The organism is Nocardioides marinquilinus (assembly GCF_039543705.1).
Taxonomy (GTDB): domain Bacteria; phylum Actinomycetota; class Actinomycetes; order Propionibacteriales; family Nocardioidaceae; genus Nocardioides; species Nocardioides marinquilinus.
The window spans coordinates 203746-218312 of sequence record NZ_BAABKG010000001.1 but is presented as its reverse complement, the minus strand read 5'-3'; the positions used below and the strand labels follow the sequence as shown (position 1 = coordinate 218312).

The window sequence follows — 14567 nt, the reverse complement described above, 5'->3', positions numbered from 1 at the left end:
TCAGGCGAGCGAGTCGAGCCAGGCGCGGTGGAGGTCGGAGAAGTGGCCCTGGCCGCTGCCGACCAGGTCGGCGGGCGAACCGTCCTCGACGACGTCGCCGTGCGCCATCACCAGCACCCGGTCGGCGATCGCCACGGTGGAGAGGCGGTGGGCGATGATCACGGCCGTGCGGTCGGCGAGCACGGTGCGCAGCGCCTGCTGCACCAGCCGCTCCGACGGGATGTCGAGCGACGACGTCGCCTCGTCGAGGATCAGCACCGCCGGGTCGGCCAGGAACGCCCGGGCGAACGCGACCAGCTGCCGCTGCCCCGCGCTGAGCCGGCCGCCCCGGTTCGCGACCTGGGTGTCGTAACCCTCGGGCAGCGCCATGATCAGCTCGTGGGCGCCGAGCGCCCGCGCGGCCGCCTCGACGTCGTCCTGGGTGGCCTCGGGCCGGCCGAAGCGGATGTTGTCGGCGACCGAGCCCGAGAACAGGTAGTTCTCCTGGGTCACCATCACCACCCGCGAGCGCAGGTCGTCGGAGGCGAGGTCGCGCAGGTCGACGCCGTCGAGCAGCACGCGCCCCTCGACCGGGTCGTAGAAGCGGGTGGCCAGCTTGGCCAGCGTGGTCTTGCCGGCGCCGGTGGTGCCGACCAGCGCGATGGTCTGACCGGCCGGCACGGTGAGGTCGAGCCCAGGCAGCACGTCGCGGCCCTCGACGTAGGAGAACCGGACGCCGTCGAAGCGCAGCTCGCCCGCGCCGTCACCGGTCGCGCCCAGCGGCTTCGGCTCGACCGGCTCGGGCACCGACGGCTCCTCGCGCAGCACCCCCGCCAGCTTCTCGAGCGCGGCGGAGGCCGACTGGAAGGTGTTGAGGAACTGCGAGATCTCCATCATCGGCTCGAAGAACCGGCGCAGGTAGAGCAGGAACGCGGCCAGGACGCCGACGGTCACCTCGCCCTGGGCGGCGCGGTAGCCGCCGTAGACCAGCACCACCGCGATCGTGACGTTGCCGATCAGCCGCACGCCCGGCATGAACCAGGCGACCAGCCGGAACGCGGCCAGGTTGGCCTTGCGGTTGTCGTCGTTGAGGACGTCGAGGATCTCGAGGTCGCGCGGCTCGCGCCGGAACGCCTGCACCGCCCGGATGCCGCCGAGTGACTCGACGTAGTGGACGATCAGCAGCGCGACCTTCTCGCGCGCGACGCGGTAGTTGCGCGCCGAGGCCCGGCGGAACCAGCGGGTGATCGCGAACAGGAACGGCCCGCACAGCAGCACCACGAGCCCGAGCCGCAGGTCGAGGAACAGCAGGATGACGGCGGTGCCCACCAGCGTCAGCGCGGCGCTGATCAGCCCGTCGAACCCGCTGTCGAGCATCTCGTCGATCGCGTCGATGTCGCTCGTCTGCCGGGCGATGACGCGGCCCGAGGTGTACTCGTCGTGGAAGGCCGGGCTGAGCCGCTGCAGGTGCCGGAAGACCCGCCTGCGCAGCTGGTAGAGCAGCTCTTGCCCGATGCGGCCCGAGCGCAGCAGGAACAGCTGACGCGTGACGGCCTGCACCACGGTCGCCAGCAGCACCGCGCCCACCACCGTGAGCAGCGGTCCGAGGTCGTCGCGCTCGCGGATCGGGGGGATGCCGGAGTCGATGCCCACCTTGACCAGGTAGGGGATGGCGAGCCGGGCGGCGTTCTCGAGGACGACGACCGCCAGCAGCACCCAGATCGCGGCGCGGTAGGGCCGCAGCAGCTCGCGCAGCAGCTGGCCGGAGCCGCCGGTGAAGCGGATGCGGTCGCCGGTGTCGATGCGGTCGGAGACGTCGTCGGCGAACACGCCGCGCCAGGCGTCGGCGCGGGTGCCACCCGGCTCGGCGGTCTCGGCCTCGGTGGCCGGCTGGGAGGTGGCCGGGCTGGTGTCGGTGCTCACGCGACGTCCTCCTCGAGGTCGTCGTCCGCGTCGCCGTCCGCGTCGTCGTCCACGTCACCGGCGAGGTCGCCGGCCAGGTCGTCGTCGGACGCCGCGAGCAGGTCGCGGTAGGCCGGCACGGTGGCCAGCAGGTGCGAGTGCGTGCCGACGTCCGTGACCGTGCCGTCCTGCAGCAGCGCCACCCGGTCGGCCAGCATCACCGTCGAGGCGCGGTGCGCCACGATCAGGCCGGTCGTGTCGGCGAGCACGTTGCGCAGCGCGCTCTCGACCAGCTTCTCGGTGTGCACGTCGAGGGCCGAGAGCGTGTCGTCGAGCACCAGCACCCGCGGGCGGGCGAGGACGGCGCGCGCCAGCGCGAGCCGCTGCCGCTGGCCGCCCGAGAGCGCCATCCCCTGCTCGCCGATGCGGGTCTCGAGCCCCCACGGCAGGTCGCGCACGAACCCGGCCTGGGCGACCTCGATCGCCTCGTCGATCTCGGCGTCGGTGGCGGGGTCGAGGTCGGGGTCGCGGCCCAGCGTGAGGTTCTCGCGGGCGCTCATCGAGAAAAGGATCGGGTCCTCGAAGGCGGTGGCCACCAGCGTGCGCAGGTGGGTCAGGTCGAGGTCACGGACGTCGACGCCGTCGACCAGCACCCGGCCGTCGGTGACGTCGTGCAGCCGCGGCACCAGCGCGGTGAGCGCGGTCTTGCCCGACCCGGTGGCGCCGACGACGGCGACGGTCTCGCCGGGGGCGAGGTCGAGGCAGACGTCGCGCAGCACGGTCTCGTCGGGGGCGTCGGGGAAGGCGAAGTCGACGTGGTCGAAGGTCAGCCGGCCGCGCGGCTCGGCGACGACCTGGTCGCCACCGACGATGGCGGGCTCGGTGTCGAAGACCTCGAGCACCCGGGCGGCGGCGGCCATCGACTCCTGCCCCATCGCGAGGATGACGCCGAGCGAGGAGACCGGCCACACCAGCGAGAGCAGCAGCGTGATGAAGGCGACCAGCTCACCGGGGGTCAGCGCGCCACGGCCGACGCCGATGGCGCCGAGCAGCAGCACGACCACGACGGCGAGGTTGGGGATGACCTCGAGGAACGTCCAGAACCGCGAGGCGAGCCTGACCTTGTCGACGCTGGAGGCCTGCAGCCGGCGCGCGCCGGTCTCGTACTGGGCGGCGACGTGCTCGCTGCGACCGAAGGCCTTGATGACGCGGATGCCCATCGCGCCCTCCTCGGCCAGGGTGGCGAGGTCGCCCTGCTCGTCCTGCACCCGGCGCGAGGCGACGACGTAGCGCTTCTCGAAGCGCCGCGAGAGCCACACGATGGGCGCCGCGGCGGCGGCCACGACCAGGCCGAGCGGCCAGTACATGCCGAGCAGCACGATGCACACCACGACGACCTGCGTGATGTTGACGATGAGGAAGACCAGGCCGAAGCCGAGGAAGCGGCGCAGCGAGCTGAGGTCCTGCACGGCGCGGGAGAGCAGCTGGCCCGACTGCCAGCGGCTGTGGAACGACATCGGGAGCCGCTGCAGGTGGGCGTAGAGGTCGTGGCGCATCGCGGCCTCCATCGCCAGCACCGCCGTCGACTGCGCCCACCGGCGCCACCACAGCAGGAACGCCTCGAGCGTGCCCAGGCCCAGCGCCAGCAGGCCGAGGGGCCAGATGGCGCCGGTGTCGCCGTCGCTGACCGGGCCGTCGATGACCGCCTCGGTGACCAACGGGATGGCGATCGTCAGCCCCACCGCGGCCAGCGAGGTGAACAGCATGATCGCGATCGAGAACGCGTGCGGGCGCAGGTAGCCGCGCAGCCGCCAGAGCGAGTGGACGCCGGCCGGCGGCTGGACGTCGGGATCGGGACCCAGCTCGGCCGGGGACGTCGCAGTCGTTGCCATCGTCAACCACAGTAGGTGCCACCCCCGACAACGGCGACCGACTAAGGCACCTCAGATCGGGGCATGGCACCTCAGATCCTGGTGCTCGACGGACCGTGAGCCTGTCGGAGGGACGCCGGGCCGGTGATCGCGACGACCCGTCCCACCGGTGGTCGAGCAGGCCGAGCGCCTGCGCGAGGCCGTCGTCGAGACCCCGCAGGGACCACGCGAACGTCCCCGTGCAGGGCCCTTCGACGAGCTCAGGGTCCGTGTGCGAGCGGCGGCACGGAGGGCCGGTGGTCTCGACGACGCTCGTACCTCGCTGCTCGACCACCGGGACGCCCCGTCCCACGGACCCGTCGTCCCCTCAGGACAGCAGGCCGCGCACCACCCGCAGCCCGACGGAGACCCGGGCGAGGTCGACCGGGCCCTCGGAGCAGATCTGCTCCAGCGTGGCGGCGGCCCGCGTGATGACCTCGTCGTCGGCGTCCTGCCAGGAGGCGATGCGGGCCGTGGCCGACTCCTCCGCGGACGTCGTGGCCAGCACCTGCGAGGTCAGCTGGGCGTGGACGGCGTGCAGGTCGTCGCGCAGGGCGGCGCGCGCCATCGTCTGCCACATGTCCTCGCGCGGCAGCCGCAGGATCTGCTGCACGAGGTGGGTCAGCCCCAGCCGCTCGCCGAGCGCGAAGTGCACGCGGGCGACGTCCTGCGGCTCGAGCGACTCGCGGCCGGCGATCTCGATGACGTTGAGCAGCTGGTAGGCCGCGGGCAGCACCGCGACCTTGCTGGCCAGGTCGTCGGGGACGCCGTCGCCCACCAGCCGGTCGCGCCGCTCCTCGTAGGCGGCCAGCTCGGCGCCGACCATGAGGTCGGGCAGCTGCAGCATCGTGGCCTGCATCGGCCCGGAGAACTGGTCGACCAGGCCCTGGCTGTCGAGCGGCGCGCGGCGGTTGGTGACCAGCCACCGCGAGCCGCGCTCGACCAGGGTGCGCATCTCGATGCGCATGTGGGTCTGCACCGACGCGTCGAGCCGGTTGTCGAAGGTGGCGACCTCCTCGCGCAGCGGCAGCGAGCCGAAGATCTCGCGCGCGACGAAGTTGGCGTGGGTCAGCTCGGCCGGCCCGGCCCCGGTCTCGCCGGCCAGCCGCGGCCAATAGGTCATGCCGGCGCCGTTGACGAGGTCGTTGACCACCTGGGTCACGATGATCTCGCGGCGCAGCGGGTGGTGGTGCAGGGCCTGCTCGAACCCGTCGCGGATCTGCGCGGGGAAGTAGGCGCGCAGGTCGAGGTCGAGGTAGGGGTCGTCGGGCAGGTCGGAGCCGATGAGCGCGTCGGCCAGCACGATCTTGGTCCAGGCCATCAGCACCGACAGCTCGGGCACCGTCAGGCCCTGGCCCCGCTCGATGCGGCGTGCGACCTGCCGCCGCGTGGGCAGGCCCTCCAGCTCGCGGTTGAGGACGCCGTCCGACTCGAGCTTCTTCATCCACGACTCGTGCACGTGCAGCAGCGGCGCGGCGTTGGCGGCGGCGTTGGCCAGGGCGAGGTTCTGCTCGTAGTTGTCGCGCAGCACGAGCCCGGCGACCTCGTCGGTCATCTCGGCCAGCAGCTTGTTGCGCTGCTTCTCGGTGAGGTCGCCGTCGCGCACGACCCGGTCGAGCAGGATCTTGATGTTGACCTCGCGGTCGGAGGTGTCGACGCCGGCGGAGTTGTCGATGAAGTCGGTGTTCACCCGGCCCCCGTCGCGGGCGTACTCGATGCGCCCGAGCTGGGTCATGCCGAGGTTGCCGCCCTCGCCGATGCAGCGCACCCGCAGCTCGCCGCCGTCGACGCGGATGGCGTCGTTGGCCTTGTCGCCGGCCTCGGCGTGGGTCTCGGTCTCGGCCTTGACGTAGGTGCCGATGCCGCCGTTCCACAGCAGGTCGACCGGCGCGAGCAGGATGGCGCGCATCAGCTCGGCGGGCGTCATCTTCTCGGTGTTTCCGACGATGCCGAGCGAGGCCCGCATCTGCGGGGTGAGGGTGATCGACTTCGCCGCCCGCGAGAACACGCCGCCGCCCTCGGAGATGAGCGAGGTGTCGTAGTCGCGCCAGCTCGACCGGGGCAGCCCGAAGAGGCGCGTGCGCTCGGCGAAGGACGTCGCGGCGTCCGGCTCTGGGTCGACGAAGATGTCGCGGTGGTCGAAGGCGGCCACCAGCCGGATGTGCTCGGAGCAGAGCATGCCGTTGCCGAACACGTCGCCCGACATGTCGCCGACGCCGACGCAGGTGATGTCCTCGCTCTGGCAGTCGACGCCCATCTCGCGGAAGTGGCGCTGCACCGAGACCCAGGCGCCGCGCGCGGTGATGCCCATGGCCTTGTGGTCGTAGCCGACCGAGCCGCCGCTGGCGAAGGCGTCGCCCAGCCAGAAGCCGTAGTCCTTCGCGACACCGTTGGCGATGTCGGAGAACGTCGCGGTGCCCTTGTCGGCGGCGACCACGAGGTAGGAGTCGTCGCCGTCGTGGCGCACCACGCGCTCGGGCGGCACCGTGCGGCCGTCGACCAGGTTGTCGGTGACGTCGAGCAGGCCGCAGATGAAGGTCTTGTAGCAGGCGATGCCCTCCTCGAGCCACGCGTCGCGGTCGACCGACGGGTCCGGCAGCGACTTGGCGAAGAACCCGCCCTTCGCGCCCACCGGCACGATCACGGTGTTCTTCACCATCTGCGCCTTGACCAGGCCGAGCACCTCGGTGCGGAAGTCGTCGCGACGGTCGCTCCACCGCAGCCCGCCGCGGGCGACGGCGCCGAAGCGCAGGTGCACGCCCTCGACGCGCGGGGAGTAGACGAAGACCTCGTAGCGCGGCCGCGGCTCGGGCAGGTCGGGGATGGCGGACGGCTCGAGCTTGAGCGAGATGTAGCTGTGCGGCGTCCCCTCGCTGGTGTGCTGGAAGTAGTTGGTGCGCAGCGTGGCGCCGATGTGGGTCAGGTAGGAGCGCAGGATGCGGTCGTCGTCGAGGCTGGCGACGTCGTCGAGCGCGGCCACGATGCGGCGCTCGATGTCGCTGCCGTCGTGATCGCCCTCCCGGTCGGGGTCGAACCGGGTCTCGAACAGCTCGACCAGCAGGCGCGTGATGTCGACGTTGTGGGCCAGCGCGCCCTCGATGTAGTCGAGCGCGAACGGCGTCCCGCCCTGCTTCATGTGCTTGGCGTAGGCGCGCAGCAGGGTCGCCTGCCGCCAGGTCAGGCGCGCCCCGAGCACGAGCGCGTTGAAGCCGTCGGTCTCGGTGTAGCCGTCCCACATCGCGCGCAGCGCGTCGTGGAACAGCTCGCGTGCCTCCTCGGGCAGCCGCCCGGGGTAGCGCAGGCCGAACTCGTAGACGTGCGACTCGCGCTCGAGGCCCGAGAGCGAGTAGGGCCGCTCGTCGACGACCTCGACGCCCATCGAGCCGAGCGCCGGCAGGATCTGGCTCAGCGAGAGCGGCGGGCCGATGCGGTAGAGCTTCAGCCGCGCCTCGCCCGGGCCGGCGTCGAGGTCCTGGTAGAGGGAGTGGTCGAGCCCCTCTCCGTCGGCACCGCCCTGGATCGCCTCGAGCCTGCCGAGGTCGACCGACGCCGTGCGCGGCGGGAAGTCCTCCTTGTAGGCCTCGGGGAAGGAGTCGAGGTAGCGGCGTCCGAGGATGGCGCCGACCTCCTCGCCGTACTCGGCGATGACGGCGGTCGTGAAGTCGTCACGCCACGAGCGCGAGGCGTCGGCCAGGCGCTTCTCGAGGTCGCCGGCGTCGACCTCGGGGATCGACTCGCCCTTGGCCATGTGCACCACGAAGTGCACCCGCGCGGTGGTCGACTCGTTGATGCGCACGTTGAACTCGACGTTCTCGGCGCCGTAGCGGTCCTGGAGGATGTGCGCGAACTTCTCGCGGACGCCGGTGTTGTAGCGGTCGCGCGGCAGGTAGACCAGCACCGAGACGTAGCGGCCGTAGGTGTCCTCGCGCACGAACATCCGCAGCGAGCGCCGCTCGCGGGCCTGCATCGCGGCCTCGGCCAGCGGTCCGAGCTCTTCGACGGGGGTGTGGAACAGGTCGTCGCGCGGATAGGTCTCGAGGGTGTCGAGCAGCGCCTTGCCGGCGTGGCTGGCGGGGTCGAACCCGCTGCGCTGCAGCACCGTGGCGACCTTCTCGCGCACCAACGGGATGCGCAGCAGCGACTCGGTGTAGGCGGCGCTGGAGAACAACCCGAGGAAGCGGCGCTCGCCGGTGACCTCGCCGTCGTCGCCGAAGGTCTTCACGCCGACGTAGTCGAGGTAGGCGGGCCGGTGCACGGTGGCGCGGGAGTTGGCCTTCGCCAGCACCAGCAGCGTCTTCTCGCGCGCCTTGACCTTCACCGGGTCGGGCAGCCGGCCGAAGGAGTCGCTCAGCTGCTGGTCGGAGCGCAGGATGCCGAGCCCGGTGCCGGGGACGGCACGCAGCACGTCGTCCGGCTGGCCGTCGATGTCGACGCGGTCGAGGGAGTACTCGCGGTAGCCGAGGAAGGTGAAGTGGCCCTCGGCGAGCCAGGTGAGCAGCTCGCCGGACTGGCGCAGCTCGTCGGCGTCGAGCGGCGGCGGGTCGTCGCGCAGCTCGGCGACGATCTGCTCGACGCGCTCGTTCATCTTCGACCAGTCCTCGACGGCCTCGCGGACGTCGCGCAGCACCCGCTGCACGTCGTCGACGATCGACTCGGCGTCGTCGTCGTCGCGCAGCCGGTCGATCTCGACGTGCATCCACGACTCGCGCACCGCCTCGCCCTCGGGCGGGGAGGCGCCGTCGTCGACCGGCGTCACCGAGCGCAGGTCGCCGGCGATGTCGCGCACGACGTCGAAGTTGGGGTGGACGACGAGGTGCACGTCGCGCAGCTGGCGGCTCAGCTCCATCGTCAGGCTGTCGACGAGGAACGGCATGTCGTCGACGACCACCTCGACCACCGTGTGCCCGGCCGCGCTCCAGCCGTGCTCGGACGGCGTCGGCGTCGAGACCCGCACCTGCGCGGTGCCCTGCGGCCGCGACCCGGCCAGCTTGTAGTGGCTGGCCAGGCCCCCGTAGACGTCGGCGTCGGAGCGCTCGACGAGGTCCTCCGGGGCGACGTGGCGGTAGTAGGCGTGGAGCAGACCGGTCACCTGCTCGTGCGGCGGCCCGCCGCTGCCCTTGCCCTGCCGGGCCAGCTCGGCCGCCTTGCCCAACAGCTCGGTCTTGTCGGTATCGCGCGTCGTCGTTGACACGGGACTCACCGTAGGGCCCGGCCGGTGGACGGCGACACCCCGCCGGGTGCCCTCGGCCGCCGGGACGGGGCTCAGTCCAGCAGCGGCGCGACGCGGGCCCAGACGGCGTCCGCGATCTCCTCGACGGGGGCGCGGGCGTCGAGCACGAGGTAGTGGTCGGGGTCGGCCGCGGCCATGGCGGGGAAGGCCGCGCGCACCCGGTGGTGGAACTCGGCCGACTCGCCCTCGATGCGGTCGCGGCCCTCGAAGCGACCCAGCCCGGCGCCGGGGTCGAGGTCGAGGACGACGGTCAGGTGCGGCCGCAGGTCGCCGGTGGCCCAGCGCGCCACCCGCTCGACGTCGGCGACGTCGAGCACCCGGCCGGCCCCCTGGTAGGCGAGCGTGGAGTCGACGTAGCGGTCGCAGACGACGACGGCGCCGCGCTCGAGCGCCGGGCGCACCACCCGCGCGACGTGCTCGGCCTTGTCGGCGGCGTACAGCAGCGCCTCGGTGCGCGGGTCGAGGTCGCCGGTCTCGGGGCTGAGCACGATGCGGCGCAGGTCGGCGCCGACGGGGGTGTCGCCCGGCTCGAAGGTGAGGACGACGTCGTCGCGCCCGGCCGCGGCGAGCCGGTCGACCAGCCGCCGGGCCTGCGTCGACTTGCCCGACCCCTCGCCGCCCTCGAGGCACACGAACAGGCCGCGGTCGGCGTACAGGGCGCTCACCGGGCGAACCTACCGAGCGGCGCGTCGTCGGCCGTCGGGGGCGTGAGGTCGGCGCGTCGTGGGTATCGCCTGCCGAGGGCCCCGCGCGGCCCTACCATGCAGCACGTTCCGGCCGGCCGGGCCGACCACGCGAAGGAGAGCTCCCGATGGGTTTCATGGAGGCCGTCAAGACGGTCCTCGGCAAGTACGCCGACTTCAACGGGCGCGCACGGCGCTCGGAGTACTGGTACTGGACGCTGGCGGTGATGCTCGCCGCGTTCGCCCTCATCGCGCTGGCGGTCATCTTCGCGGTGGCCGACGTGATCGCGCTGGCGATCGTGTTCTACGTGCTCGTCTTCGTCATGTACCTCGCCGTCCTGGTGCCGAGCATCGCGGTCGCGGTGCGCCGCCTGCACGACACCGGCAAGCCCGGCGTCTACTTCCTGTTCGCCTTCATCCCGTTCGTCGGCGGCATCATCCTGCTCGTCTTCATGGTCGGTGACAGCACGCCCGACAACCAGTACGGCCCCAACCCGAAGGGCGCCGGCGGTGGGTACGGCGGCTACGGCCAGCAGCAGTACGGCTACGGCCAGCAGTACGGCCAGCAGCAGTACGGCCAGGAGTACGGCCAGCAGGGCTACGGCCAGCCCCAGTACGGACAGCAGGGCTACGGCCAGCAGCAGCAGCCGCAGTACGGCCAGCCGGGGCAGCAGCCGGGCTACGGCCAGCCGGGACAGCCGGGCCAGCAGCAGCCGGGCTACGGCCAGCAGCCCCCGCCGCCGTCGTACGGCGGCTGAGGCCGCACCGCACTCCGGGACGAGCACCCGAGGCGCATCGTCGGCACCCGCCGGCGGTGCGCCTCAGCCCTTCTTGGCCGCAGCCTTCTTCGTGGTCCTCTTCGCCGCCGTCTTCTTGGCGGCGGTCTTCTTCGCCGGGGCCTTCTTGGCGGCCTTCTTGGCCGTCTTCTTCGCGCCCTTCGCCGGGCCGCGCTCGCGGCGGTCGGCGAGCAGCTCGGCGGCACGCTCGGTGGTGATCGACTCGACCGAGTCGTCCTTGCGCAGCGTGGCGTTGTACTCGCCGTCGGTGACGTACTCGCCGAAGCGGCCCGACTTCACCACGATCGGCTGCCCTGAGACGGGGTCGTTGCCGAGCTCCTTCAGCGGCGGCGCGGCCGCGGCCCGCCCGCGCTGCTTGGGCTGGCTGTAGATCTTCAGCGCCTCGTCGAGACCGATCGTGAACAGCTGCTCCTCGCTGGTCAGCGAGCGCGAGTCGGTGCCCTTCTTCAGGTAGGGCCCGTAGCGGCCGTTCTGCGCGGTGATCTCGACGCCCTCGGCGTCCTCGCCGACGACCCGCGGCAGCGAGAGCAGCCGGACGGCGTCCTCGAGCGTGATCGTGTCGAGCGACATCGACTTGAACAGCGAGCCGGTGCGCGGCTTGGCGCCCTTGGGGGCGTCCTCGGGCAGCGCCTCGGTGACGTAGGGGCCGTAGCGGCCGTTGCGCGCGACGACCTCGAGCCCGGTCTCGGGGTGGCGGCCGAGCTCGACCTCCTCGCCGGCGGGGTTGGCGAACAGCTCGGTGGCCTTCTCGAGCGTCAGCTCGTCGGGCGGGAGGTCCTCGGGCACGTTGGCCCGCTTGCCCGTGGGGTTGCCCTCGTCGTCCGGGCCCTCAAGGTAGGGGCCGTAGCGCCCGACGCGCAGGTGGATGCCGGAGTCGGGCCCGCCGATCGGGAAGGTGGCCAGCTCGCGGGCGTCGATGTCGCCGAGCTCGTCGACGAGGCGCTTGAGCCCGACGACCGAGTCGGAGCCGTAGTAGAACTCGCCGAGCTCGGTGACGCGGTCCTTGCGGCCCCCGGCGATCTCGTCGAGCACGTCCTCCATGCCGGCGGTGAACTCGTAGGAGACCTGCCGCGGGAAGTGCTCCTCGAGCAGCCGCACGACCGAGAACGCCAGCCACGCCGGCACGAGCGCGCTGCCCTTCTTGTAGACGTAGCCGCGGTTGAGGATGGTGCCGATGATCGCCGCGTAGGTCGACGGGCGGCCGATCTCGCGCTCCTCGAGCTCCTTGATGAGCGTGGCCTCGGTGTAGCGCGAGGGCGGCTTGGTCTCGTGGCCGTCGGCCTTGAGCGACGCCGCGGAGACGCTGTCGCCCTGCGTCAGCGCCGGCAGCCGGCTCTCGGCGTCGTCCTTCGCGCCGTCGTCGTCGGTGCCCTCGACGTAGGCCTTGAGGAAGCCGTGGAAGGTGATGACGCGGCCCGAGGCGCCGAAGACTACGTCCTCACCGCTGCCGTCGGTGTGGCGCGCGGTGCCACCGAGGCGCACCGAGACCGTCTGGCCGGTGGCGTCCTTCATCTGCGAGGCGACCGTGCGCATCCAGATCAGCTCGTAGAGGCGGAACTGGTCGCCGGTCAGCCCGGTCTGCGCCGGGGTGCGGAACGACTCGCCCGCCGGGCGGATCGCCTCGTGCGCCTCCTGCGCGTTCTTGACCTTGGTCGTGTAGGTGCGCGGCGCGTCGGGCAGGTACTCCGCCCCGTAGAGCTCGCGCACCTGCGAGCGGGCGGCGTTGATCGCGCCGTCGCTCAGGGTGGTCGAGTCGGTGCGCATGTAGGTGATGAAGCCGTTCTCGTAGAGCCGCTGCGCCACCGACATCGCCACCGAGGCCGTCATGCCGAGCTTGCGGCCGGCCTCCTGCTGCAGCGTGGTGGTGCGGAACGGCGCGTACGGCGAGCGGCGGTAGGGCTTGGCCTCGACCGAGCGCACCTCGAACGTGGTCTCGGCCAGCGCCGAGACCAGCGCCTCGGCCCGCGAGCGGTCGAGGTGGACGACGTCCGCGTTCGCCTTGAGCGCGCCGTCCTGGCCGAAGCTGGCGCCGGTGGCGACCCGGGTGCCGTCGACCGAGTGCAGGCGCGCGCCGAACATCCGCTGCTCGTGCTTGCTGCCGGCGTCGAAGGTGCCCTCGAGGTCCCAGTAGGACGCGACGCGGAACGCCATGCGCTGCCGCTCGCGGTCGACGACCAGGCGCGTGGCCACGCTCTGCACGCGGCCGGCCGACAGCCCGCTCATCACCTTCTTCCACAGCACCGGGCTGACCTCGTAGCCGTAGAGCCGGTCGAGGATGCGGCGGGTCTCCTGCGCCTCGACGAGGTCCATCGCGAGGTCGCGCGGGTGGGCGGCGGCGTCGAGGATCGCCTGCTTGGTGATCTCGTGGAAGACCATCCGGCGCACCGGGATGTTCTTGGGCTTCAGCTCGTCGAGCAGGTGCCAGGCGATGGCCTCGCCCTCGCGGTCCTCGTCGGTGGCGAGGTAGAGCTCGTCGGCGTCCTTGAGCAGCTTCTTCAGCTTCGAGATGTGCGACTTCTTGTCACGCGGCACCACGTAGTAGGGCGTGAACTCGTTCTCGACGTCGACCGCCAGGCGGCCCCACGGCTTGTCCTTGATGCTCGCCGGGACGTCGGCCGCCCCGTTCGGGAGGTCGCGGATGTGGCCGATCGACGACTCCACGACGTACCCCTTGCCGAGGTACCCGCCGATGGTGCGCGCCTTCGCCGGCGACTCGACGATGACCAACTTGTGTGCCACGAACGCGTCTCTTTTCCCTCCCGTGGCCCGACTCCGGGCCACGGCGGCACACGGTAGCGCGTGGTGTCCAGCGCCTCGTGCGGGTGGCGGGGGCGCGGACGGCTCAGCGCAGCCGCAGCCGTCCGACGAGTGCGTCCTGCTGTCGGACCAGCGCCCGGTCGCCGATCGGCACCACGCTGACCAGCAGCCCGTAGGCGGCGGGGTCGCCGGTGTCGACGACGACGACCTTCGCGACGTCGCCCTCCACCTCCAGCTGCGGGTTGTCGACGCGGATCTGCGCGGTGAGCTCCCACGCGTCGGCGCCGTCGACGGTGGTGGCCTGCGAGCCGAGGTCGCGGCGTCCGCTGAAGAAGTCGTAGAAGGTCTTCGAGGCGGCCATGCAGGCCATGACCGCCTCGGCCGCCTGCTGGGGGCTGGTGAAGCCGTTGTCCTTCGGCAGGGCGCCGAGCGCGGTGACCGCGACCCAGCCGACGGAGGGGTCGTCGGTCTGCTCGACGCGACGGGCGGGCGCGGTGACGCCGTCGGCGAAGGTGAAGGCGGCGGCCTGGTCGAGGGCAGTGGAGTAGCCGCTCGGCGCCGGGACCGACAGTCCGCCGCCGGCGATGCGGCGGCCGACCTGCCCGGTGGCGCCGGCCGTCGGGTCGCCGCCCTCGCACTGCTGGGCCGTGGGCTCGGCGCCCTCGGTGGGCTGCTCGGTCGGCTGCTCGGTGGGCTGCTCGGTCGGCTGCTCGGTCGGCTGCTCGGTCGGCTGCTCGGTGGGGGTGGGCTGGTCGGTGGGGGTCGGCTGCTCGGTCGGCGTCGGGTCGGCGGTGGGGGTGGCGTCGTCGGAGGCGGAGGTCTCGCCGGCCCCGTCGTCACCGCCGTCGTCGGTGAGGGCGCGGGTGACGAGGAACGAGGCGACGCCGAGCAGCAGGGTCAGCACCACCGCGCCGACGACCAGCGCGACGCGCCGGCCCCCGCCCCCACCGCCGCTGGACGACGGCGGCGGCGTCGGCCAGCCCTGCTGCTGGTACGGCTGGAAGGGCTGGGCCGGCGGCTGCTGCGGCGGGTAGGCGGGCTGGAAGGCCGGCGGGGCGGGCGGCGTGGGCTGCGCGGGCGGCGTGGCGGGGGCGGCCGACGTCGGCCCGGCCCCGGAGTCGGGGTAGCGGGTGGGGTCGTCGAACGGGTTCACCGACGGCGGCGGGCCCGGCGGCGTGGCGCCCGGCGGCGGCGGCCCGAACGGGTCGTCGCGCACGTCGTCGCCCCAGGTGCCGCCGTCCCAGTAGCGGAAGCGCCCCGTCTGCCCGCTCGGGTCGGGGTACCAGCCTGCGGTCGACACGCGCCGAAC

General features: G+C 72.5%; 7 protein-coding genes. 1 reads left to right on the top strand and 6 read right to left on the bottom strand.

Features of this window, described 5'->3' with window-relative positions; genetic code table 11:
* The 4 genes from ABEA04_RS01055 to tmk all read right to left on the bottom strand — a co-directional run bounded on the left by ABEA04_RS01055 (window position 1) and on the right by tmk (window position 9686).
* Window positions 1-1902, bottom strand: a complete 1902-nt coding sequence (locus ABEA04_RS01055; RefSeq protein WP_345453486.1) for an ABC transporter ATP-binding protein — start codon at window positions 1900-1902, stop codon at window positions 1-3.
* Complete coding sequence (locus tag ABEA04_RS01050; RefSeq protein ID WP_345453483.1) at window positions 1899-3773, bottom strand: ABC transporter ATP-binding protein; 1875 nt, start codon at window positions 3771-3773, stop codon at window positions 1899-1901. The genes ABEA04_RS01055 and ABEA04_RS01050 overlap by 4 nt, the downstream gene beginning before the upstream one ends.
* 346 nt (window positions 3774-4119) lie before the next feature.
* Window positions 4120-8982 (bottom strand): NAD-glutamate dehydrogenase, encoded by a 4863-nt coding sequence (locus ABEA04_RS01045; protein ID WP_345453480.1) that lies wholly within the window; start codon window positions 8980-8982, stop codon window positions 4120-4122.
* A gap of 71 nt (window positions 8983-9053) precedes the next feature.
* Window positions 9054-9686, bottom strand: coding sequence for a dTMP kinase (gene tmk / locus ABEA04_RS01040; RefSeq protein ID WP_345453478.1), 633 nt, complete (start codon window positions 9684-9686; stop codon window positions 9054-9056).
* Between the two features lie 146 nt (window positions 9687-9832).
* On the opposite strand from tmk, the gene ABEA04_RS01035 reads away from it, so the two are divergent.
* Window positions 9833-10462 carry a DUF805 domain-containing protein gene (locus ABEA04_RS01035; protein ID WP_345453476.1) on the top strand — a complete coding sequence of 210 codons (630 nt, stop codon included), beginning with the start codon at window positions 9833-9835 and terminating at the stop codon, window positions 10460-10462.
* Between the two features lie 63 nt (window positions 10463-10525).
* Here ABEA04_RS01035 and topA read toward each other — a convergent pair whose 3' ends face one another.
* Window positions 10526-13240, bottom strand: coding sequence for a type I DNA topoisomerase (gene topA, locus ABEA04_RS01030; protein ID WP_345453474.1), 2715 nt, complete (start codon window positions 13238-13240; stop codon window positions 10526-10528).
* A gap of 103 nt (window positions 13241-13343) precedes the next feature.
* The gene (locus ABEA04_RS01025) at window positions 13344-14558 is read right to left on the bottom strand and encodes a DUF2510 domain-containing protein (RefSeq protein WP_345453471.1); all 1215 of its coding nucleotides are present in this window, start codon (window positions 14556-14558) and stop codon (window positions 13344-13346) included.
* Window positions 14559-14567: the final 9 nt, after the last annotated feature.

Bases quoted from the DNA above. Each gene is read 5' to 3' on its own strand.
- ABEA04_RS01050 (WP_345453483.1), bottom strand. From the start codon at position 3,773: ATGGCAACGACTGCGACGTCCCCGGCCGAGCTGGGTCCCGATCCCGAC.
- ABEA04_RS01035 (WP_345453476.1), top strand. From the start codon at position 9,833: ATGGGTTTCATGGAGGCCGTCAAGACGGTCCTCGGCAAGTACGCCGAC.